16 protein-coding genes are annotated in these 21,724 nt (G+C 42.6%); 11 read left to right on the top strand and 5 right to left on the bottom strand.

Annotated elements, in window-relative coordinates:
* The first annotated feature begins 20 nt into the window (after nt 1–20).
* Both LJ658_RS02025 and LJ658_RS02020 read left to right on the top strand, forming a co-directional pair.
* Nucleotides 21–2,570: a zinc-dependent metalloprotease gene (locus LJ658_RS02025; RefSeq protein WP_230544786.1), complete on the top strand. Its 2,550-nt coding sequence runs from the start codon at nt 21–23 to the stop codon at nt 2,568–2,570.
* A 345-nt stretch (nt 2,571–2,915) separates the two neighbouring features.
* A complete protein-coding gene (locus LJ658_RS02020; RefSeq protein WP_230544785.1) occupies nt 2,916–3,641 on the top strand; it encodes a glycosyltransferase family 2 protein in 726 nt (241 codons plus the stop codon).
* Between the two features lie 29 nt (nt 3,642–3,670).
* Here the strand turns inward: LJ658_RS02020 and LJ658_RS02015 are convergent, their stop codons facing one another.
* From LJ658_RS02015 to LJ658_RS01995, 5 genes are read right to left on the bottom strand one after another with little or no spacing between them, the layout of a single operon-like run.
* Nucleotides 3,671–4,603 (bottom strand): FAD:protein FMN transferase, encoded by a 933-nt coding sequence (locus LJ658_RS02015; RefSeq protein ID WP_230544784.1) that lies wholly within the window; start codon nt 4,601–4,603, stop codon nt 3,671–3,673.
* A 60-nt stretch (nt 4,604–4,663) separates the two neighbouring features.
* Nucleotides 4,664–5,890: a DUF3570 domain-containing protein gene (locus LJ658_RS02010; RefSeq protein WP_230544783.1), complete on the bottom strand. Its 1,227-nt coding sequence runs from the start codon at nt 5,888–5,890 to the stop codon at nt 4,664–4,666.
* Nucleotides 5,891–5,901: 11 nt separating this feature from the next.
* Complete coding sequence (locus tag LJ658_RS02005; protein ID WP_230544782.1) at nt 5,902–6,129, bottom strand: DUF4266 domain-containing protein; 228 nt, start codon at nt 6,127–6,129, stop codon at nt 5,902–5,904.
* Nucleotides 6,130–6,135: 6 nt separating this feature from the next.
* A complete protein-coding gene (locus LJ658_RS02000; RefSeq protein WP_230544781.1) occupies nt 6,136–6,573 on the bottom strand; it encodes a thioredoxin family protein in 438 nt (145 codons plus the stop codon).
* An 11-nt stretch (nt 6,574–6,584) separates the two neighbouring features.
* Complete coding sequence (locus LJ658_RS01995; RefSeq protein ID WP_230544780.1) at nt 6,585–7,007, bottom strand: ubiquinol-cytochrome c reductase iron-sulfur subunit; 423 nt, start codon at nt 7,005–7,007, stop codon at nt 6,585–6,587.
* Nucleotides 7,008–7,516: 509 nt separating this feature from the next.
* On the opposite strand from LJ658_RS01995, the gene LJ658_RS01990 reads away from it, so the two are divergent.
* The 9 genes from LJ658_RS01990 to LJ658_RS01950 all read left to right on the top strand — a co-directional run bounded on the left by LJ658_RS01990 (nt 7,517) and on the right by LJ658_RS01950 (nt 21,639).
* Nucleotides 7,517–9,961 carry a bifunctional YncE family protein/alkaline phosphatase family protein gene (locus LJ658_RS01990; protein WP_230544779.1) on the top strand — a complete coding sequence of 815 codons (2,445 nt, stop codon included), beginning with the start codon at nt 7,517–7,519 and terminating at the stop codon, nt 9,959–9,961.
* Nucleotides 9,962–9,994: 33 nt separating this feature from the next.
* A complete protein-coding gene (locus LJ658_RS01985; protein WP_230544778.1) occupies nt 9,995–10,846 on the top strand; it encodes a metallophosphoesterase in 852 nt (283 codons plus the stop codon).
* Nucleotides 10,847–10,869: 23 nt separating this feature from the next.
* Nucleotides 10,870–11,709, top strand: a complete 840-nt coding sequence (locus LJ658_RS01980; protein ID WP_230544777.1) for a hypothetical protein — start codon at nt 10,870–10,872, stop codon at nt 11,707–11,709.
* Nucleotides 11,710–11,930: 221 nt separating this feature from the next.
* A complete protein-coding gene (locus tag LJ658_RS01975) occupies nt 11,931–12,524 on the top strand; it encodes an RNA polymerase sigma factor (RefSeq protein ID WP_230544776.1) in 594 nt (197 codons plus the stop codon).
* A gap of 72 nt (nt 12,525–12,596) precedes the next feature.
* The gene (locus tag LJ658_RS01970; protein ID WP_230544775.1) at nt 12,597–13,532 is read left to right on the top strand and encodes a FecR family protein; all 936 of its coding nucleotides are present in this window, start codon (nt 12,597–12,599) and stop codon (nt 13,530–13,532) included.
* Nucleotides 13,533–13,639: 107 nt separating this feature from the next.
* Nucleotides 13,640–17,029, top strand: a complete 3,390-nt coding sequence (locus tag LJ658_RS01965; protein WP_230544774.1) for a TonB-dependent receptor — start codon at nt 13,640–13,642, stop codon at nt 17,027–17,029.
* A gap of 22 nt (nt 17,030–17,051) precedes the next feature.
* The gene (locus LJ658_RS01960) at nt 17,052–18,599 is read left to right on the top strand and encodes a RagB/SusD family nutrient uptake outer membrane protein (protein ID WP_230544773.1); all 1,548 of its coding nucleotides are present in this window, start codon (nt 17,052–17,054) and stop codon (nt 18,597–18,599) included.
* A gap of 13 nt (nt 18,600–18,612) precedes the next feature.
* Nucleotides 18,613–19,851: an ectonucleotide pyrophosphatase/phosphodiesterase gene (locus LJ658_RS01955; protein ID WP_230544772.1), complete on the top strand. Its 1,239-nt coding sequence runs from the start codon at nt 18,613–18,615 to the stop codon at nt 19,849–19,851.
* Nucleotides 19,852–19,875: 24 nt separating this feature from the next.
* Nucleotides 19,876–21,639: a hypothetical protein gene (locus LJ658_RS01950; RefSeq protein WP_230544771.1), complete on the top strand. Its 1,764-nt coding sequence runs from the start codon at nt 19,876–19,878 to the stop codon at nt 21,637–21,639.
* The last annotated feature ends 85 nt before the right edge of the window (nt 21,640–21,724 follow it).

The following is a 21,724-nucleotide window of genomic DNA, read 5'->3' as shown; positions in this document are numbered from 1 at the left end:
ACAATTAAATAGAGATAACCATGAAATTAAAATCAACAATAGTGGCCCTGTTACTTGCCAGTAGCGGGCTAACCATGGCACAAGGTGGTCGTGGTGGCGCAGGAAACGGAGGAGAGAGAGGCGGCTTTAACGCCGGACCGGCAACGTCTATTTCGGCAGTAACTCAAAATATGAAAAAATTTGAAGGCTTTTTCAATTTTTATTATGATGAAAAAACAGCCCGTATTTTATTAGAGATAGATAAGTTTGACAATGAATTTTTATATGTAAACACATTGCCATCGGGTCCAAACCGGGGGAACATAGGGGGCTTCAGAATAGTTAAATTTATTAAAGTTGGCAGCAAAGTTATGCTGGAACAACCAAATTATGATTACCGCGCAATAAGTGATAACCCGTATGAACGTAAAGCGGTTGAAGAATCTTTTCCGATGTCTATAATATACGGCTTTACACCATTGGCAATTGAAGATGGTAAGGTTTTGGTGGATTTGACACCATTCCTGTTTCGTGATACCCACCATATTGCCGAAAGTGCCGGCAGGGGTAATGCCGAGGGCAGGGGAGGTCGTCGCGGCGGCGGTGTCCCGGGCGGAGCTGGTGCCGGAGCCGCCGGTGGACGTGGCGGTGCCGGAGCTGCCGGTGGGGCTTTTCGTTTAGATGAAACCCGCTCTTCAATTTTTATTGATAATACAAAAGATTTCCCCAAAAACAGCGAATTTGAAGCTTTATTAACCTTCGTCGGCACAGGAGGCGGTGAACGTAGTTTTTTCGGTGGGGGGCCCGGTACGCCTCCAAGCGCACCTGATCCAGGTTCATTAACGGTGCGTACACATCAGTCATTCATAGAGTTGCCGGATAATAATTATAAACCCCGTGAGTTTGATCCGAGGTCTGGTTTCAATTCGATGGAATATTTTGATTTTGCAACGCCTATTGATCAGCCCCTGGTTAAAAAGTTTATAAGACGCTGGCGCTTAGAAAAGAAAGACCCTAACGCTGCAATGAGCGAACCTGTTAAACCTATTATTTATTACGTAGACAGGGGCGCCCCCACCGATGTTAAAAAGGCGCTGATTGAAGGTGGCGGTTGGTGGAGCCAGGCTTTTGAAGCGGCCGGATTTAAAAATGCTTTCCAGGTAAAAGAGATGCCTGAAGGCGCTGATCCTATGGACATCAGGTATAGCGTTATTAACTGGGTGCATCATCCAACGCGTGGATTCTCAAATGGTGCCGGTATATTCGATCCACGCACGGGTGAGATCATTAAAGGCGAGGTAACCCTCACGTCAATGCGCGATCGCCAGGATTTCCTGATCCAGCAAGGGCTTAACCAAATTTACGGCAGTGACAAGAACGCACCAAAAAAAGCTGTCGAAGTAGCGCTAACCCGCATCAGGCAATTGGCAGCTCATGAAATTGGTCATACTCTTGGTTTCTATCATAACCATATGGGCAGTGCCGAGGACCGTTCATCTGTTGATGATTATCCCTTCCCTAAAATCACTGTAAAAAAAGACGGTACGCTTGACGTATCAGAGGCTTATGCTAAGGGCATTGGCGCTTATGACAAGCGCGCGGTAATGTGGGGATATACTCAATTTCCTAAAGGAACAGATGAGAAAGCAGCTTTAGAAAAGATCATGCAGGAATCTATTAAGATGGGTTTGGTATTTATGTTTGATATGGGAGTGCACCCCAATTCTGCACAATGGGACAACGGTAAAGATGCCGGTATTGAATTAACCCGTTTATTGGATGTCCGTAAACATGCTTTGGATGCGTTTTCAGAAAAAGCGATTCCAGTAGGTGCACCGATGTCAACTATTGAAGATGTATTGGTGCCGGTGTATTTACTGCACCGTTACCAGATTGATGCTGCATCATATTTGCTTGGAGGCCAAAACTTTAGGTATGCATTACGCGGAGATGGCCAGCCCGTGACCGGGATGCTGGACCCTAAACAACAGTGGAATGCCTTTGACGCTTTAATGAGCACTTTAAAACCCGAAGAATTGGCTATTCCTGAGAAGATCATTAAAATGATACCGCCAACACCAATAGGATATACCAAATCTCGTGAAGACTTTGATGGCTATACCGGTGTAACGTTTGATCCGGTAGGTGCTGCCGAATCAATTGCTGATGCGACTTTGTCGGCGATATTTGATCCTGAAAGAGCGGCGCGCCTGGTAGAATATCATGCGCGTGAAGAAAGCCAGCCGGGATTGGTGCCGGTTATCGATAAAGTAATTGAGCAAACCTGGAAAACGCCAACTATTACCGGCTATAAAGGCGAATTACAACGTGTGGTGCGCTATACCGCGCTTAAACAATTGCTTGGCCTTGCCGGAGCAGAAGGTGCCGCCGGCAGTGTGCACGCTATTGCATTGTTAAAGGTAAACGAATTTAAAAAATGGGCCGAGTCTGGTGCCGCCGATGCTACAGACCAATTGCTTAAAGCAGATTACTTGTATGCACTGCAGATGATTGAAGAGTTTGAAAAGGACCCCGCTAAATTTGTACCTGAAAAAGCAGAAGTTATGCCGGCAGGTGCACCAATCGGATAAAAAAATGATTAATAAGTAATAATTGTGATTGATAAAAGTGCGGTTCCCCTGGCCGCACTTGACGGGACAAAGGAAGCAATTCCTTGTCCCGTTTTTTTCTAAGCTGAGACTTGTAGCATCTTGCTAAGACAACTGTTTTTGGCATCTTACGTATAAATACCAATTGACTGAGAGTTATTTAGTCGATAACTAAAATCGTTCCCTGCGTGAAGAAAATAATAGCTAGCTACAAAGGATAAAGATGTAGAATATGTCCGGTTAATAAGTAAGTACTTGCTGAAGCGGCAAAGAATTAACAGGCATTTATAATTTGGAATAATTTCAATATAATTGTAATAAATGCCCATGAAAATAAATAAATTATCAATAATTATTCCGGTATTTAATGAGGGCGCCACTATTCATCTTATCCTTGATAAGATTAGCGCTGTTGAGTTGATTAATGCTATTGATAAAGAAGTTATAATTATTGATGATTGTTCGACCGATAATACAGAGTCTGCAATAGCGGGCTATCGGGATGGGCACCCTGCACTTGATATAAAATATTTTAAACAACCGGTAAACATGGGTAAGGGGGCAAGCCTGCATGCCGGTATCGCTAAAGCTACCGGCGAATATTTGATTATACAAGATGCTGATCTTGAATATGACCCGGCAGAGTATAATGATTTGTTAAAGCCGGTCTGTAACGGCTTCGCCGATATTGTTTACGGATCGAGGTTTATGGGAAGCAATCCCCATCGTATCTTGTTTTTTTGGCATACCATCGGTAATAAGTGGCTTACATTTTTATGTAATATGATGGCCAATCTTAACCTTACGGATATGGAAACGTGTTATAAGTTGTTTAACACTGATATAATCAGATCTCTTAATCTTAAAGAGCGACGCTTTGGCTTTGAGCCCGAAGTGACCATCAAGATGGCTCGGATACCACGTATACGGATTTATGAAGTAGGGATATCCTACTATGGGCGTACTTATGAAGACGGTAAAAAAATAGGCTGGAAAGATGGGGTAAGAGCAATGTACTGCATTTTAAAATACGGGCTCTTCGGCGCGCAATAATTTAAATGCCGTTGATTAATTACCTGGTACTATTTAATATTTATATTTTTTGAAGCGTATAAGCGGTTATTATCGTCAATAATTATTGCTTCGATATGCTTCATTTGATTAATCATATCCAGCCCTGCATGGATGCCCATAATCATTACCGGGGTAGCCATAGCATCAGCAATTTCGGCATTTGTAGTTATTATTGTCACGCTTTTAATACCTGTAACAGGGAGGCCGGTTAGCGGGTTAATAGTATGCGAGTATTTCTTACCGTCAATTATAACAAATTTCTCATAATTACCGGAAGTTGCCACTGCCAGGTCTGTAATATCCAGGTATGAAAAGATTTCATGGGTCGAATCGGGATTGGCGATGCCAATCGTCCATTTTTTACCATTTGGCTGCACGCCCCATGCGCTTAGGTCGCCTGATGCATTTACAACTCCACTGGTTACACCGGCCTGTTTCATCACTTGTTTTGCACGCTCGGCCGCATAACCTTTACCTATGCCCCCAAAACCAATTCGCATTCCCTGTTCCCGCAAAAACACAGTGCACTTATCATCATCAAGGACGATATTTCTAAAATTGATCAGCCTGACCATTTGCTTGGCCGTGGCTTTATCAGGCAGTGAAGTCATGTTTTGATCAAAGTTCCACAGGCTCTTGTCAACAGATCCATAAGTGATATCAAAGGCACCCTGGGTTACTTCAGATATTCGGATGGAGCGTTTTATCAGCTCGAATGTTTCCCTACTTACTGCTACGGGCGTTATTCCGGCGTTATGATTTATTTGATTTGTTTCGCTGTCGTCGCTAAATGTGGTCAAGAGTTTTTCAATACGACTGATCTCCTCAATACCTGCATCGATTTTGTCATTGGCCCATTTTTCGTCTGCGGCAATTGCGCTAAGTTCAAAACGGTTGCCCATTAGCTTGCAGCTTCGTTTAAAAATTTGCTGATCTGCCATTTTTACCAAAACGTTCTTGTAATAAAGCTATACCAATATTAAAGATAAGCTAATTAAGGGTTATTTAAATTTCATAGCCAGGGTTACGATATTCGAGTTTAAACCTGTCGACCGCATGTAATGCCCCGCCCTTATCTCAAGTGAATTGAAATGTTGCCAGCCGAATATTCCTGCCGGAGGTGATAACCTGATGTTGGCGCCAACAAAATTGCTGGTTAAAGTAGATAAGTCATAATCACTGGTATAAAAAACATCAGTTGGACTATGTTGCCCATAGGGTTTAAAATATCGGGTACCAACCTGGTTATTATATCTATAAAACGGGCTTACCGATACAAATGAGGTTAATTTAACAGGTATTTCCAGTTCGGCGGTATGTGCCCTTATTCCCCAATTATCCATATAATAGCGATAAAACGTGCGTATTATAAAATGGTCATCCAGGAAATAATTAAAACGAACACCTATTGGCAACTTATACCGGCTTTCCGGAAGATTTTCTACCCTTTCAGTGCCGTCCGTAAAATAGTCACGCTGGTATTTTGTTGCCAGCAGGCCTTTTTGATAAGATGGTTCTACAACTAGCAATGCCTGAAATCGCTTAGTAAATACCTGCGATAAAGAGAACGATGTGCTAAAAGAATTTCGCGGTTTATAATCAACAGACCCACCGTTCCTTTCGTCCTTTCCCGATCCGGATCCGTAACCCGGTGGTCGTAACTCAACTGGCAGTATCACCTTCCAGGTATCTAAAAATGCCGTCGCTTTAAAATCAAATTGGGTATTTTTATTTTTTGAAAGACGGGTTAAGTTGATGCCACCCCCAAATGACTGATAATCAAATTCATGTGAATAGGATCCGGTTATGCCAAAAGCATTGCCTGTTTTGTCATTGGATACCGTCCAATTTAAAGATGGATAAACACGGGTGTCCTGTCTTGAGGCTGAAGATATACTAAGCGGATCGATTTTATCAGACGAGGCCGATGTATAATGGTCTACGCCTAGCTCAAACAAAAAAGTATGCTTATGGCCGTTAAGGCTATATCTGGAGAGCTGAAGATCAAAGGTATTGGCAAAGTCTGTTAGCTTTTCTGTCCCGATACCACCGGTAACTGCCGAGTTATTGCCGTCCTGGTGATAATAAGCAGAAACCAGGTTTACCTCATCAACTTTAAGCTTGCGTGCCTGATAAGCGCTGTCTTTTGCAACTTGTTGTGTAGTTTGCGCATGCGAGGCGACTATCCCTAAATATAAGGCAGCAACGCATAAATAAATTTTCTTCATGTTATCAGTTTCTAATTACAGCCGCAGCCACCGCCACTTTTTCCACCATTTGCTCCGGAACCGCCTTCGCGGTATAATTGAAAGCTTTGCTCAAACTTTTGTGATTTTCGTGCTGTTAAATCCATTTCTGAATCATTAAGACGATTTTTTTGATAAGCTTTAACACTTGAACATGACGCTAAGGCGCTGGTAGTACAAATGCCAAGCAATAATAGTTTTATCAGGGGTATCTTTTTCATCGTGTTTTACTTAGTACCATTAATAACCGCCGCAATTTGGGCAACAAATTTTTCCGGCGATTCATTAGGAAAACCATCCCAGTCTTTTAATACCTTGCCATGCTCGTCAACCAAAAGGGTATAAGGAAATTTTCCATCAGGGTTGTATTTGTCTGCCAAAGCTTCGTTTAGCCTGGTTTGTTCTTTAGTTAACTGATTTTTTTTCTGTCTTGGAAAATCGGCCCTTACCAATATTAAGTGATCAGCGGCGTAGTTTTCAAAAACTTCGTTTTCCAAAATTTCTTTGCGTTCTCTGATACAAGGGCCGCACCAATCCGAACCTGAAAAGTTGATCAAAATTAATTTATGTGATTTTGCCGCCTCGTGGGTTGCCTCATTGAAGTCTCCGAGCCAAGTAATATTTGTAATGAGACTTATAAAGAGGGAAATAATAAATAATTTCATACTGATAATTTTTAAGAGTAAATTCTTAAAGACGTGCCGTTTAACGCCGTATTATAAACGGTAAGGTTGCGGTTGGCCGGCGAGTTAAGAACTGCACCAGATTCGGTAAATGCCGAGCCATGGTTATTGCAATAAAACTGGTGCGAATTAGCCTGGTAGATCAGTGGATAGCTTTCATGGGTGCATGATTGTTGAACCGCGACATAAGCCCCGGCAGTAGTACGGGCAACCAGCACTTCATTGATTGCAAGATAGCCGCCATTGTTTAACAATGCGGCATTGCTGGCTAAAGTTAAATCTAAAGTAAAATTAACTCCGGTTGGGCCTGTTATTGAATTACCTGAAGAAGAGCTTTTTTTACATCCTGCACAGCTAATCGCCGTTAATGTAGCGGCGCTAACTCCCACTGCAGCCAGAAAATCCTTCCTATCCATAACTTAGTTATTTTAAATGTTACAACAGCAATTTTACAGTAACATTCTGTAGTTACCATGAAAAAGAGCTTATTTAACAGTTTTTAACATATTCATGATTACTGTCAAAGCAACTCAGTGCTTAACTACTAATATTATGCCGTGATTGTTTTAAATCCGAAGTAGTTAACCAATTAAGATTTTTGGATCGGATGTGGTTTTATAAAAAACCACAGGTATTCCAGAATTAAAATTAATTTAACATTAGGCAGTTAAATTTGCCGGTACCCCATAAAATTGTCTGGAATATACTAACCCGGGGTAAACTCTTGGATATTAACATATAAATTTTTGTTCAGTTTAGCTAAATGTAAACCTTGTATGATCCAACAATGAGATTATACATTATAAAACTTTTAAAATGCACATACAGATAACTACATTTGATAAGGTGTAGGTTATGCTGATCAGAATAAAATAAAAAGCTTAATGATGATTGTAACGTTTAGCTGAGAATATCAAAGATATATATGGAAAAAATGATTTTTAAATTGAAGTTATTGTGTACAGCGGCTTTAATTTTTGTTTTCTGGAATGCCCATGCACAGGTGCCCGGCAAAATAGCGCATACTAATCAGGTACTTTTACCCAACGGCTGGAAACTAAGCCCTGCCGGGCGACAACTTCCATTAGGCGATCTGCCGCTTAATATGCAGTTAAGCCTTAGCGGCAAATTGCTTGCGGTTACCAATAACGGGCAAAGTAACCAATCCATTCAGCTTGTTGATCCCGGGAGCGAAAAGATACTTGATGAAAAAGTATTGAAAAAATCATGGTACGGTCTTGCTTTCAGTCATGACGAAGCCCATTTATATGTATCCGGCGGTTATGATAACTGGCTGCTTGATTTTCCGGTGCGGCACAATCAGTTAGGTGTGGCCGATACCATCAGGCTTGGGCTACCCTGGCCAAGGAAAGCTATCTGTCCGACAGGTTTGGTCACCAATAAAAGTAATTCGAGATTATATGCTGTTACTAAAGGTGATAGTTGCCTATATGTTGTTGAGCCTGCCACCAGGAAGGTTGTCAGTAAATTGCAGTTGCCAACCATAGCTTATGATTGCCTTTTATCGCCGGATGAAAGGACGCTATATATCTCTTTATGGGGCGGTACCGGCGTAGCGGTTTACAACACACTTACCGGCGCAATAACTGCTACTATTTATTCGGGCCACCATCCAAACGAACTGCTGTTAAATAAAAATGGCAGCCGTCTGTTCGTAGCCAACGCTAATGATAATACTGTTTCTATAATAGATACTAAAACCAATAAGCTGACGGAAACTATTTCGACCGTTTTATACCCAACCAAACTGGCGGGCTCCACAACCAATGGCGTCGCGCTGTCTGCCGACGAAAAAATACTTTACATTGCCAATGCTGATAATAACTGCCTGGCTGTATTTGATGTTTCTAAACCCGGCAATAGTCAAAGCCTGGGTTTTATTCCTACAGGCTGGTATCCAACCAACGTGAAGACGCTGGGCAATAAAATAATTGTTGCAAACGGAAAAGGGTTAACCTCAAAAGCTAACCCTTTAGGGCCGCAGCCATTTTTAAAGGACAACAATATTGGCGAGCACGTAGGACAAACCGCTAACAGCAGGATACAATATATTGGCGGACTATTTGACGGCGCATTATCTTTTATTGATCGGCCAAAGCCTGAGCAACAAAAAGCGTATACCAAACAAGTATATGCCAATACCCCTTTTACTCCTAAAAGGACAGTCCAGGCCGATGGCGAAACCGGAAGCCCCATACCGCGTAAGCTTGGCGAGAAGTCACCTATTAAATATGTTTTTTACATTATAAAAGAGAACCGCACTTATGACCAGGTTATGGGTGATGTTCCCGAAGGTGATGGTGATACTTCCTTATGCATTTTCGGGAAAAATATTACGCCCAATCAGCATGCATTAGCCAAAGAGTTTGTATTGCTTGACAACTTTTATGTGGATGCGGAAGTTAGTGAAGACGGACATAACTGGAGTATGGGGGCCTATGCAACCGATATTATTGAAAAGACCTGGCCAACCAATTACAGTTCACGCGGACCGGCTTATTCCGGTTCAGCATCCGGGGCCAATGACGGGTATATTTGGGATTATTGCAAGCGCGCGGGGGTAACCTATCGAAGCTATGGCGAGTTTGGATCTTACAATAAAGCTTCTATCAAATCATTACAGGGCCACATGAGTCCGCATTCGCCGGGGTTTAATACAAAAATTATGGATCAGGTACGTGCCAACGCCTGGATACACGACTTTGACTCGCTGCTAACTATTAACGCGGTACCACAGCTAAGCACCTTACGTATTAGCGAAGATCACACCAGTGGTCAAAAAAGGGGAGAGTATTCGCCTATCGCCTCTGTTGCTGACAATGATCTGGCTGTTGGACGTATTGTTGAACATTTATCACAAAGCCCTATCTGGAAAGAGTCAGTAGTATTTATACTCGAGGACGACGCGCAGGCAGGGCCGGATCATATTGACGCTCACCGGTCGCCGGCGTATGTTATAGGGCCTTATGTTAAACGCGATGCGGTTGTTCATAGTATGTATTCAACATCAGGCATGCTGCGTACCATTGAACTTATACTTGGGTTGCCGCCAATGAGCCAGTATGATGCTGCCGCTTTACCATTTTATGAATGCTTTACCAATAAGCCTGTACTTACCCCTTACCAGCTTAAGCCTGCACAGGTAAGTATTGACAGCCGTAACGTGGCTTTCAATGAAAGCAGTAAACGCTCGGAGTTTTTTAACCTGGCGAATGAAGATAAAGTGCCGGACAGGGACATGAACGAAGTTATCTGGAAAGCAGTGAAGGGAGAAAACGCTGTCATGCCTGCGCCTAAGCGGAGCGCATTTGTTATCCTTGAAAAGAAAAAGAAAGACGACGATGATTGATAAAAATTGTTTTAGCGCAATCAAATTTAACAAATGAACCAACGACGAAAATTTATCAGATCAGGCCTTACCGGTTTAGCAGGAATCAGCTTATTACCAACCGTGGATACCTTTGCTGCAGTAAATCATGTATATAAGCCGGCAGGTGCAGGTGATTTTAAACTGAGGTTTGCCATAGCGTCTGACGGCCACTATGCCCAACCTGAAACAGACTCAGACCGGTTTTATGCGGACCTGGTTAGCTGGTTAAAAAAGGAGCACAAAGAAAACCATCTTGATCTGATTATTATTAACGGCGATCTGGTTCACAACCGGCCTGATCTGTTACCAAAAGTAAAAGAGACTTACCTTGACAAATTACCTGTTCCGTACTATACCATTCCCGGCAATCATGATTTTGCTGACGCAGCGATCTGGAAAAGCGTATTTGGTTACGAAGACAAATACTTGGTGGACAAGGGCGACATCGGTTTTGTATTTGCTAACACCGCCGATACTAAAGGGGGCTACGTTTGCCCGGATTACAACTTTTTAAAGGCATCGGTTGAGCAGTTAAAATCTAAAAATATTGTTTTTGTGATATTACATATCCCGCCGCACCAATGGATGCCTGAAGAAAAAACTATATTTGTTGATTGCCCCGAAATTGTTGAACTACTGCATAGTTATCCAAACATAAAAGCGGTATTTCACGGGCACGATCATACACTGGACGGGATACGGTACACCGGGAAATTACCCCATTTATTTGATTCGCATTTTGGCGGCAACTGGGGGACTGATTATAAAGGTTACCGGATAGTAGAGGTTACAAAGGATGATCAAATAGCTACCTACCAGGTTAATGCCAGTCAAAATCCCAAAATAAACACCAATAAGCTTTAAGTATAATCAAAAATCACTCAAGCATGAAAATAAGATTTTTTACCTCAATTGCTATTTTGCTGATAGGGTTATCGGCACAGGCACAAAACTCTTTTAATCAGGGTTCGTTTTCAAATACAAACACACCGGTGCAGCCATTTTTATTCTCTGTTAATACTTTAACAGGCAGTGAATCGTACTGGAACGTAAACGTATCTTCCAATTATGCAGAACGTACTACCGGTGTTTTTGGTTATGATGGTGCTGACCAACAAGTGGCCGTTAAAGGTTACCTGGGTAATAGGTTTACCCTGTATGCCAATGCAGATTTGGGCTTTGCCCGTAATGGCGGCACAAGCTCTGCGCAACAGTTTGAAGTGATCCGTGATTTTGTTGGCGGGAAAACTACTTATGGCGCCCGTTTTGGCTTAGGTATTGGCGCTAACCGCGATTTTTCAAACGTCGGTGCTATGTTTAGCAGGGTTACAGCGTCTTTTGATGCCCCTACCTGGCGCATAGGCGGAAACCTGAGGTTTGAAAAAGCATTTTCTTCCAAACGTGACGGAATTGATTTGGTGACCAGTGTGGGTTATCAGCATCGTATTGTGGGCTCGTTGTTTGCGGGGGTTGAAGCCGTAGGTCAGGACCTGGAAGGATTCTGGGAGGCAGATGAAACTGAAGGAGGTGCTAAACTACTAATCGGCCCGTCAATAAATGTTGCGCCTGTTAATTCGCGATTTTCGTTTTCTGTTACCGGTGGCCCGGTATTTTACGCAACACATAGTACTGTTGTTGCATCAGGTGCCATTAGGGACGTTGGTACGTTGGCTTCTGAAAATGGATATACGGTTAGGGCGATGGTAGCATTTAATTTACACCGCTAGTTAACCGCCCGAATTGAAAATATAGGTAGATTAAATCCTCCGCTGTAAAAAAAGGCTAAATAGTTCAACTATTTAGCCTTTTTTTGGGTATTCAAATGAATTCAAATTTCAAATATAAAGATCTGAAAAGCTTGTGGATATTTAAGCCGGCAAAGTTATAGCTGAAAGTATTTCAGAGTTAAAGTTAATTTAACATTGGGCCGCTACTTTTGCGGTACCTCATGGAACGTTTTTCTGACTTAGAACTGCTTGAACAAATTAAAAATAACGACCATGTCGCTTTTGATGTAATGTTTGGCCGTTATTGGAAAAAACTTTATCAGACCGCGCAAGCCAGAATAAAAGATGAAGATACTGCTAAAGATATCGTGCAGGAGATATTCATTAAAATATGGAATCGTAGAGACACATTGAAAATTAATACCTCTCTTGAGAATTATCTTCAAAGTGCAGTGCGTTTAAGTGTAATTAGTCATTACCGATCAAAAAAGGTTACAGAGCTGCAGTTGAATAATGCGTTGGAACGCATTAATTTGCTGGAAGATTCTATCCATTCTCTTTCTGATTATTTTGAACTTGAGCGAACATTACAGCAAGCTATTGATGGAATGCCTGAAATGTTAAAAAAAGTTTATGAGCTAAGAAGCGAAAATCATTCGGTAAAAGCAATTGCCGGCGAATTAGGATTGGCAGACCAAACAGTAAAAAATTATATAGCCGAGGTATCACGCAGATTACGCATCGTCATTTCTCACAAATATCCTGAAAAGCATCTGACCTACATGGCCATCATTATTGCCATACTTCACAAATAATTAACATAAAGATCATATAAATTATAAGTACCTATTGGGTTTTTCAGCGACTTACTACTGAAAACAACCCTGATGGATATATATAAATTTAAAGAAAAATTACAACGGTATTTAGACGGCACCGCTAATGAAACCGAGCGCGCATTGATTGAGGCCTGGTATCGCTCTTATGATGCGGATGAACGTCAACTCAGAGACCCGCAAGCCTGGCTTTTAGAGAAAACTATTCGTGAGAATATAGAGGCGGGCATCGTTAAAAAACAGGTACGGTCCATTTCATTTTTGCGTATCGCGGCCAGTGTGGCGATTATCACCACGATCTCTTTATTGGTATGGAAATACGGCGGTTCAAAAAAGGGAGGAACGCTTTATTACACGGTTACAACAGGTACCGGCGGCATTAAGAAGATTAACTTACCAGACGGTTCCATAGCCTGGCTGAATGCAGCCAGCCGGATACAGGTGCCTGTTGCCTTTGAAGGAAAGCTTCGTGAAATAGAGTTGATTGAAGGAGAAGGCTTCTTCGAAGTACAGAAGGATCGGCAACATCCTTTTATTGTGCATGCCGGCCATGTCAACGTACAGGTGCTTGGAACCTCATTTAATATCAGAAATTATAAAAAATTAACTTCTGTTATCGTTTCAGTGGCAACCGGAAAAGTTGGTGTCACTCAAAACGGCCATACGCTCGGTATGTTACTGCCGGGACAGCAGTTAAGTTATGACGCTTTAACCAATAGCTGCAGCCAGCAAACTGTAGCGACAGATCACGCCCAAAGCTGGAAACAGGGTTATGCAGATTTACAGGAGGCCAACTTTAACGAACTTTCGTTAGTAATCAAAAATATGCTTGGCCTGAACATTCAAACCCGGGACAAACGAATCCAGAAATATCATTTTAGCCTGCGCGTTTCACGACAAATGCCGGCCAGCCAACTGCTTAAAATCATTAGCCAGTTGCATCATACAAAATTCAGAAAGGAGGGGAATGATATAATCCTCTATTAGCTAAAAACGGCTCTGAGACCAGAACCGCTTTTTTTGCAGACAATGGACGGCAATCCGGTCATGCAATGCCCCGTAACTTATTCACAATCACAAAGCAAAACAAAAATATGAATTATTATACACAATTGTGGAAGCAATTTATGCGAATTACCATTTTATCCTTCAGTATCTTACTAACACTCGGGCTGTTATATGTTAATGCAGCAGATGTTGACGCGCAAAGCTTAACCCGCCGGGTTAACATCCGTTTCGACCATCAAAGTCTTTACCAGGCTGTAAAAAAGATACAGCAAACAACTAATCTGTCTTTTGCCTATGACGCTGATTACCTGGGTTTAAAGGATCGATTTATTGAAAGGATCAGTTTTAACAGCCAGCCGCTTGAAACAATATTAAGCACTTTATTTAAAGGTACTAACATCATTTTTAAAGACGAAGCCGGAAATATCCTACTGATGCGTAAGCAACAGCCGGGTAAGATATCAGGAAAGGTAACTGATGAAACAGGCGAACCCTTACCCGGTGCCAATATCCGGGTTACCGGAACAACCCTGGGTGGTGTTTCTGATGTCAATGGTAATTATGCCATTATAGTTCCGGAAGGAACTTATACTATACAAGCTACTTTTGTGGGTTCAAAACTAATTGAGTTTAAGAATGTAACCATATCTTCTGATAAACCTTATATACTCAATATTAAAATTACCGGAGGCAGCACACTTGACGAAGTAACTGTAAGTTATGGTAAACAGCGTGGCCGGGAAGTCACCGGCGCCATAACACAGGTAGATGCACGGCCGTTGCAAGATATGCCGGTGATGCAGTTTGGCCAACAGCTGCAGGGCAAAGTAGCCGGCGTGGATGTATCACAAACCAGTGGTCAGCCGGGGCGGGGTATTGCATTCCGTATCCGCGGGGCCGCTTCATTCTCTACTGACTATCAGCCATTGTTTGTAATAGATGGCCTGCCAATAACAGGCAGCATTAACAATATCAATCCTGATGAGATCGAATCATTTAGCGTATTAAAAGATGCTTCTGCTACCGCCCTGTATGGTTCACGTGCGGCAAATGGCGTCGTCCTGATCACTACCAAACATGCCAGGCCCGGCGATTCAAAAATTGTGTTCAGCAGCAATGTCGGTATGCAGAAGATCCCGCAAAACAGCGTCCCTAAAGTTATGAACGGCCAGCAATGGGCTGAATTTATGAATGAAAAATTCACCGACGCTAAATTATATGAATCGCCTTTCAACGCGGTAGTGCCGCCGGTTTATCAAAATCCTTCTCAATATGGCGAGGGCACCGATTGGTTTAAATTAACCACACGTACCGCGCCTATTCAAAAGTATAACTTAAGCGTGTTGTCTTCACGCGAAAAATCATCATCAGCGGTGGTGTTAGGTTATGAAACACAGGATGGGGTTTTAATTAATTCAGGTACCAAGTTATTATCGCTGCGTATAAACCAGGACATGACACTGGGTAGTCATAATCAGTTAAAAGTAGGCTTTAATTTGGCGCCAAGTTATCGTATGGATCATAACAATCGAATTAACACTGACGGTGTTGGCGGTTTTTATGAACGGATCTTTGAAGCAAGCCCTATAAACAAACCCTACAATCCGGATGGTACCTATGCTGTAGGTGCATATTCTACCGGTATGAGCGCTTATGTTAATCCACTGGCTTTACTTAACGAAACCATGGATGATTATATCACCACCCGCATACTGGCTAATGGATTTATTAATTATGAGTTTTTACCGGGATTTAGTTTGAAAACAAATGTTGGGGTAGACAAGGGTGCTGAAACCAGGAGCCAGTTTTCACCTTCTATTACTTTATCCACTTCTGCTGCGGCACCGGCTGCATCTACCGGGATAAGTTCTTCAGTTGATAATTTTTCATATACCGCAGAATCCTATCTGAATTACGAAAGAAGATTTCATGAAGACCATCATATCGAAGCGCTTGCAGGCTATTCAATACAAAAATTTGATTCAAAAAGTAATTCTATCAGTGGTACAGGCTTCCCAAATGATGATATACCTTACTTAAGCGCTGCTTCTGTTATTTCTGCAGCTTCAAGTAGTACTACCCAATACTCTTTGTTGTCTGCTATTGGCCGTTTAAATTATGATTATAAAGGTAAGTATCTGTTACAGGGTGCAGTTCGGCAGGACGGATCATCCAGATTTGGTGAGGAGCGTAAATACGGATATTTTCCATCTGTGTCCGCAGGCTGGATCGTCAGCGATGAAAAGTTCATGGAACAGTTTAAACAAATTGACCTGCTTAAAGTACGTGTAAGCTATGGTATAACCGGTAATAACAGTTTCGGTAATTATACGGCCATTCCAACGCTTTCTAAATACAATTACCTGTTAAATGGCGTATTAATACAGGGTCAAACAATTGGTACGCTGGGTAATACCGAATTGGCCTGGGAAAAAAACAAGCAGTTTGATATCGGCCTGGAATTAAATCTGTTTAAAAACCGCATATCGGTTAATTATGATTATTATCATAAGCTATCCGATGGTTTGATCCAGGCACGGCCGATACCAAGGGCCTCCGGTTTTGCGAATATTCAGTATAATATTGGCCAGCTGGAATTCTGGGGACATGAAATTACAGTTAATACCATAAATACTACCGGTAAATTAAAATGGACCACCAGTGTTAACGTTGCTTTTGAGCGTAACCTGATCAAGAATCTGGTCGACCCAGGCTACCTTCGCCGCAACAATACGGTTACGTCTGATTATTATCGAAACCAGGTTGGTCATCACCTTGGTGAGTTTTATGGGTTTGTTAATTTGGGATTATATAAGGATGCCGCAGATCTGGCTACCTCAGCTAAGTATCAAAGTACCGGTTTAAGCAATAATGGTTCCTCGGATATCGGTACGCTGAAAATGAAGGACCTGAATAATGACGGTATCATTGATGATGTGAATGATCGTACTTTTATTGGCGATCCGACACCCGACTTTACATTCGGAATAACCAATAATTTTACTTATAAAAACTTTGATCTGAATATCTCTATGGCTGGGCAGATTGGGGGCCAGATATTGGCGGCTGCTAAATGGGCCTATTTAACCAACCTTGACGGCTCAAGGGTGCCACTTGCGGCAGCTCTGGATCATTGGAGATCGGAAGCCAACCCCGGCTCAGGAGTTTACCCGCGTACCAAAACAGGTACTACTGCTATTGGCAGATCAGTAAATACCCAATGGGTAGAGAACGGTTCATACCTGACAGCTAAAAACATATCGCTGGGTTATAATTTCAAGCTGAATAAGCTGTTGCTTAAAAATTTAAGGGTTTATGGTTCGGTGCAGCAGGCCTTCATCATAACCGGTTACAGCGGTGCCAATCCGGAGATAGGTCTTTCTGGCTCTGACGCGCTAAACGGTATTGGTGTTGATGAAAACGCTTATCCTGTGCCGCGTACCTATTCTGCCGGTGTAGTTGCAACTTTTAAATAATCCATTTTAAAAAAGAAAAGAAATGAAAAATAAATATTTATTGATGGTGCTGCTAGCGGTTATGGTATCATCGTGTAAAAAAAGTTTTATAGACCTGGTGCCTAAGGATTCGCTATCGCCCGAAACCTTTTTTCAAACTGACGACCAATTGGAACAAGCTGTTGCGGCTGCTTATGTGCCTTTGCGCGACTTGTTGATCAATGATTATCATACTTCAGAAATGCGGTCTGACAACACACACTACATTCCTAATCCTAATAACAGGGGTACAGCAACCGTTTATCGTGAAAATGTATCCGACTGGAATAACGACGCCAATAACGACTATGTAAACGCGGTTTATTACCATTGTTATACCGGTATCTCCAGAGCAAATATTGTTATTGGCCGTATCCCGTTGGCCCAAAAAGCAACCGCAGCCGGCAAAGCAAGAGCAGATGGACAGGCAAAATTTTTGCGTGCCTGGAATTATTTTAAGCTGGTGCGCTTATTTGGCGGGGTGCCTTTGTACCTAACTGAGGTAACAAAAGCCGAAGATGCTTTTAAAAACCGCTCAACCGCGACCGAAGTTTACGCCCAGATCATTGCAGATGCAAAAGATGCCATTAACGAGCTGCTGCCCCCTGCAAAGTTTCCCCAGACAGGTGAGGCTACCAAGGGATCAGCTACGATGTTATTGGCCGATGTCTATGTCACCCTAAAAAGATACGCTGAGGCCGAAACTTTGTTAAATACATTGCCGGCAATGGGATATGCCCTTAATAGTAATTATGCCGATGCTTTTTTGCCGGCTAATAAAAACGGTAAAGAATCGCTATTTGAAGTACAGTACCTGGAAGGAACCGCGGTGGGTACTCAGCCTAATACAGTGATTTTTCAATTTCTGCCTAAAACCACCAATACGGCTTTGATTACAGGCACGGCATTTCCAAGTAATACCTCGGGTTCAGGCTGGAACACGCCATCATTTGATTTGATAGCCGCTTATGAACCCAATGATAAGCGCCTGGACGCCTCAATCGGCATGGCCGAAGGTGTATTTGATGCCAGTTATGTTATGACCATCTCAGCCGTTAAAAGTGTGGTTGGTTATACGCCGGCTGCCGGTAAGGTTGGTACGCCTTTCATAAAAAAATATATACATGGCCCCTATGTTGCCGCGACAAACTCTAATGACAACTGGCCGATCTATCGCTATTCTGAAGCATTATTGTTGTTAGCAGAAGCGCAGAACGAGCAAGGTAAGTCGCCTTTAACTGCATTAAATGCCGTACGGACGCGTGCAGGTTTGCCAGCCAGTACAACAGTAGGGCAGGCGGCATTAAGGGATGTTATTTTGCATGAAAGGCGGGTAGAGTTGGCTTTTGAAAATAAAAGATTTCACGATCTGCAACGTAGCGATAAAGGGCTGGCAATTATGCAGGCCTATGCCGCGCTAGCCAAAACAAAGTACACCAATTTGGTAGCCAGCGCTTTTGATATCCAGGCCTATAAGTTTCTGTTCCCGATACCGTTGCCTGAGAAAAACCTGAATCCAGGTATGCAACAAAATCCGGGCTATGCATTTTAATGATTTAATCAGGATGAAAAAGATAAATCTTCTGCTTTTGTTTTTGTTTTGCTGCAACGCGGTCTTTGCACAAAACGATAGCCTTCAAAATATTGTTGAGGGCCGCGTAAACAGCGCCGAACAAATGCGTAAGCCCTATGTGGTATTGATCTGTTCGGACGCTTTTCGCTGGGATTATGCGCAGAAATATCAGGCTAAAAACCTGTTGAAGTTTTCGGCAGAGGGGGTAAGGGCCGCGTCAATGATGCCATCGTTCCCGGCGTCGACGCATGCTAATCATTTTGCCCTGGTGAGCGGATTATATCCGTCTCACTCGGGTATTGTGGGGAATGAATTTTATGACCCGGCGCGCAACGAGATGTTTAAACCGCGCGATGCCAGCTGGTTTGGCGAAGAGCCGATTTGGGTAACTGCGGAAAAGCAAAAAATGCTAACCGCAAGTTTCCTTTATATTGATACCGACCCCGCGATTAAGGGTGTACACATTACTTACCTGTATAAGCACCTCAAAAACCACGTTTACACGGCCGAAGAAAGAGGGAGGGCGCTAAAGGACTGGTTGAGTTTACCTGAAGAGAAGCGTCCGCATTTTATAGCCTGCTATATCCCGGATGCCGATCATGCCGGGCATACTTATGGCCCTAATTCGGCCGAGGTAAAAAATGCTGTTGCTTTTGTTGATGACGTTGTAGGCAAAATGGTTGAAGCAGCAAAATCAACCGGTATGCCTGTTAATTTTATATTTGTATCAGATCATGGCATGTTCAATTTCGACCGCGAACATCGCCTGCAAATTCCGTCAACTATTGATAAGGATAAGTTCATTACCGTATCGCAAGGCAATTATGTAAGTCTGTACGCGAAAAACCCGGCAGATATTATGCCGATGTATGAAAAGCTAAAAGCAGAGCATGCAGACGGTTATGATGTAGTGCTTAAAAAGGATTTGCCGCCAATACTTCATTTCGGCACCGGGGACGATAGATACAACCGGATTGGCGATATTATGCTTATGGCGCAACATCCTAAAATATTTACAAACAGCACGGGCTATGGCGCACATGGTTTTGACGGTCATGAAGTTAAGGACAACCAGGCCACATTTTTTGCCTGGGGGCCTGCCTTTAAGCCACACCTGGAAATCCCTACGTTTGATAATATCGAGGTGTACGATGTGATGACTAAAATATTGGCAATAAAAGGATTGCCCAATGACGGTACCGGTACTATTGCCAAAGAGATTTTAAAATAATTAAGGCACCATTTATTAATTTTTATGAAACTTAATAAACTATTATTGATAGCGGCTTTGTTGCTGTCACCGGCAACTTATGCCCAGTACAAAGCGCCTGTTGCGCCAAAAGATTTTTCAATCGCGGTGCTGCCCGATGTCCAATACTATACCTCTGAAAAAAATGGCGGAAAAAAAGAAATGTTCCGGGCGCAAACGGACTGGATAGTAAAAAATGCCACTAAAGAAAATATTGTCTACGTGATACAACTAGGCGATATATCTGACGACGGCGAAAAGTTCCCCATAGAATGGGAAAATGCCGCCGCGGCAATGTATGTGCTTGATAAACCAATGCCCGGTTACCCGGCCGGTATCCCTTATGGCCTTGCGGTGGGCAACCATGATCAAACTAAAAGTCAGTATCCGCTGAGTGGTAAAACCACCCAGTATAACAAATACTTTGGCATTGACCATTTTAAAAACAAACCGTACTATGGGGGGCATTACCGTGATGATAATGACAGCCATTACGATTTGTTTAGTGCCGGCGGAGTTAACTTTATCACTATTTATTTTGAATATGATTCATACGACGAGGATATCGAAAACCTGAACAACTGGGCTTGCAGTCTTTTAGAGAAATATAAAGACCGTAAAGCTATCCTGGTAAGCCATTCCATACTATTCTATAACCATACCGCGGGCACAAATGAAAAAGGTTTCCCGCCGTTTAGTAAACAGGCCCGTCATATTGTTGATCGCCTTAAACACTATCCTAATGTTTGCTTAACCTTATCCGGCCACGTAGGTGATAATGGCGAAGGTTACCGCCGTGACGGCTATGCAGGTAATATCATCCAATCTTTTATGTCTGATTACCAAAGCAGGCCGCAGGGCGGCCATGGGTTAATGCGTTTAATGAAGTTTTCAAAAAGCAATGACTTGATTGGTGTACGTACATTTTCTCCTTATACCAACGAAGAGGAAAAAGACGCCGACAGCGAATTCACTACGCCCTGGTTTCACCAAACCAACGTTGCCCGTTATCTGGATATGAATAATGACCAAACTACTGAACTTGTATCTTTTAACAACGGTGTATGGAAAATAACCGGCCAACCCGCTATAAATTTTGGTCAGGCAGGGGACATCGCCGTGCCGGCCGACTATAACGGTGACGGTAAAACAGAGTTAGCTGTTTACAGGCCATCCGAAGGGAGTTTTTATCTGCGAGATGGTAAAGTGATAAAGCTGGGTAAAGCCGGAGATATACCTGTGCCGGGCGATTATGACGGCGACGGGTTTGCCGATGCCGCGGTTTACAGGCCATCAAATCATACCTGGTACATTAATGGTATCGATAGTGTTAAGCACGGCGTAAAGAATGCGATACCTGTTCCGGCCGATTATGATGGCGACGGTATTATAGATATTGGTTTTTATAACCCAGCAAACGCACTTTGGCAGGTGGTAGGTATGGGGAATATTCCTTTACAATTAAAAGCCGTTGCCGGGGACATCCCTGTGCCGGGCGATTATGATGGTGATGGCAGGGCTGAAATGGCACTGTTTCGTCCGTCAACCGGCGAATGGATCATTGATAAGGCTAAAGAGCCGGTTAAATTAGGCCAGCCAGGTGATGTGCCGGTGCCCGGTAATTATTTTAAAGATGGTAAAACATATCCTGCAGTTTATCGTCAGGGCAAAATCTACTTAAAAAATGGCCAGGTTTTAGATCTGGGAAATATTGATTCAATCAATCTTATTAATCTGCCCTACCATATTCGGTATTATGTTAACAAATAGGGGTTTCTTGCTTTTATCTTAGCAAGATAACCTACTATAATCCTTTTTATAAAACAAATGCCTAAATAATTGAACAGCAATTATT

The sequence above is a fragment of the Mucilaginibacter sp. UR6-11 genome, assembly GCF_020880695.1.
Classification (GTDB): domain Bacteria; phylum Bacteroidota; class Bacteroidia; order Sphingobacteriales; family Sphingobacteriaceae; genus Mucilaginibacter.
The sequence above is the reverse complement of the archived record's forward strand: the minus strand, read 5'-3'. Positions and strand labels throughout refer to the sequence as shown.

Excerpts from the sequence above, each read along its gene's own strand:
- LJ658_RS01985 (WP_230544778.1), top strand. The coding sequence starts at position 9,995 with ATGAACCAACGACGAAAATTTATCAGATCAGGCCTTACCGGTTTAGCA.
- LJ658_RS02005 (WP_230544782.1), bottom strand. The coding sequence starts at position 6,129 with ATGAAAAAGATACCCCTGATAAAACTATTATTGCTTGGCATTTGTACT.
- LJ658_RS02025 (WP_230544786.1), top strand. The coding sequence starts at position 21 with ATGAAATTAAAATCAACAATAGTGGCCCTGTTACTTGCCAGTAGCGGG.
- LJ658_RS01995 (WP_230544780.1), bottom strand. The coding sequence starts at position 7,007 with ATGGATAGGAAGGATTTTCTGGCTGCAGTGGGAGTTAGCGCCGCTACA.
- LJ658_RS01975 (WP_230544776.1), top strand. The coding sequence starts at position 11,931 with ATGGAACGTTTTTCTGACTTAGAACTGCTTGAACAAATTAAAAATAAC.
- LJ658_RS01965 (WP_230544774.1), top strand. The coding sequence starts at position 13,640 with ATGAATTATTATACACAATTGTGGAAGCAATTTATGCGAATTACCATT.
- LJ658_RS01970 (WP_230544775.1), top strand. The coding sequence starts at position 12,597 with ATGGATATATATAAATTTAAAGAAAAATTACAACGGTATTTAGACGGC.
- LJ658_RS01955 (WP_230544772.1), top strand. The coding sequence starts at position 18,613 with ATGAAAAAGATAAATCTTCTGCTTTTGTTTTTGTTTTGCTGCAACGCG.
- LJ658_RS01990 (WP_230544779.1), top strand. The coding sequence starts at position 7,517 with ATGGAAAAAATGATTTTTAAATTGAAGTTATTGTGTACAGCGGCTTTA.
- LJ658_RS01950 (WP_230544771.1), top strand. The coding sequence starts at position 19,876 with ATGAAACTTAATAAACTATTATTGATAGCGGCTTTGTTGCTGTCACCG.
- LJ658_RS01980 (WP_230544777.1), top strand. The coding sequence starts at position 10,870 with ATGAAAATAAGATTTTTTACCTCAATTGCTATTTTGCTGATAGGGTTA.
- LJ658_RS02010 (WP_230544783.1), bottom strand. The coding sequence starts at position 5,890 with ATGAAGAAAATTTATTTATGCGTTGCTGCCTTATATTTAGGGATAGTC.
- LJ658_RS01960 (WP_230544773.1), top strand. The coding sequence starts at position 17,052 with ATGAAAAATAAATATTTATTGATGGTGCTGCTAGCGGTTATGGTATCA.
- LJ658_RS02000 (WP_230544781.1), bottom strand. The coding sequence starts at position 6,573 with ATGAAATTATTTATTATTTCCCTCTTTATAAGTCTCATTACAAATATT.
- LJ658_RS02015 (WP_230544784.1), bottom strand. The coding sequence starts at position 4,603 with ATGGCAGATCAGCAAATTTTTAAACGAAGCTGCAAGCTAATGGGCAAC.
- LJ658_RS02020 (WP_230544785.1), top strand. The coding sequence starts at position 2,916 with ATGAAAATAAATAAATTATCAATAATTATTCCGGTATTTAATGAGGGC.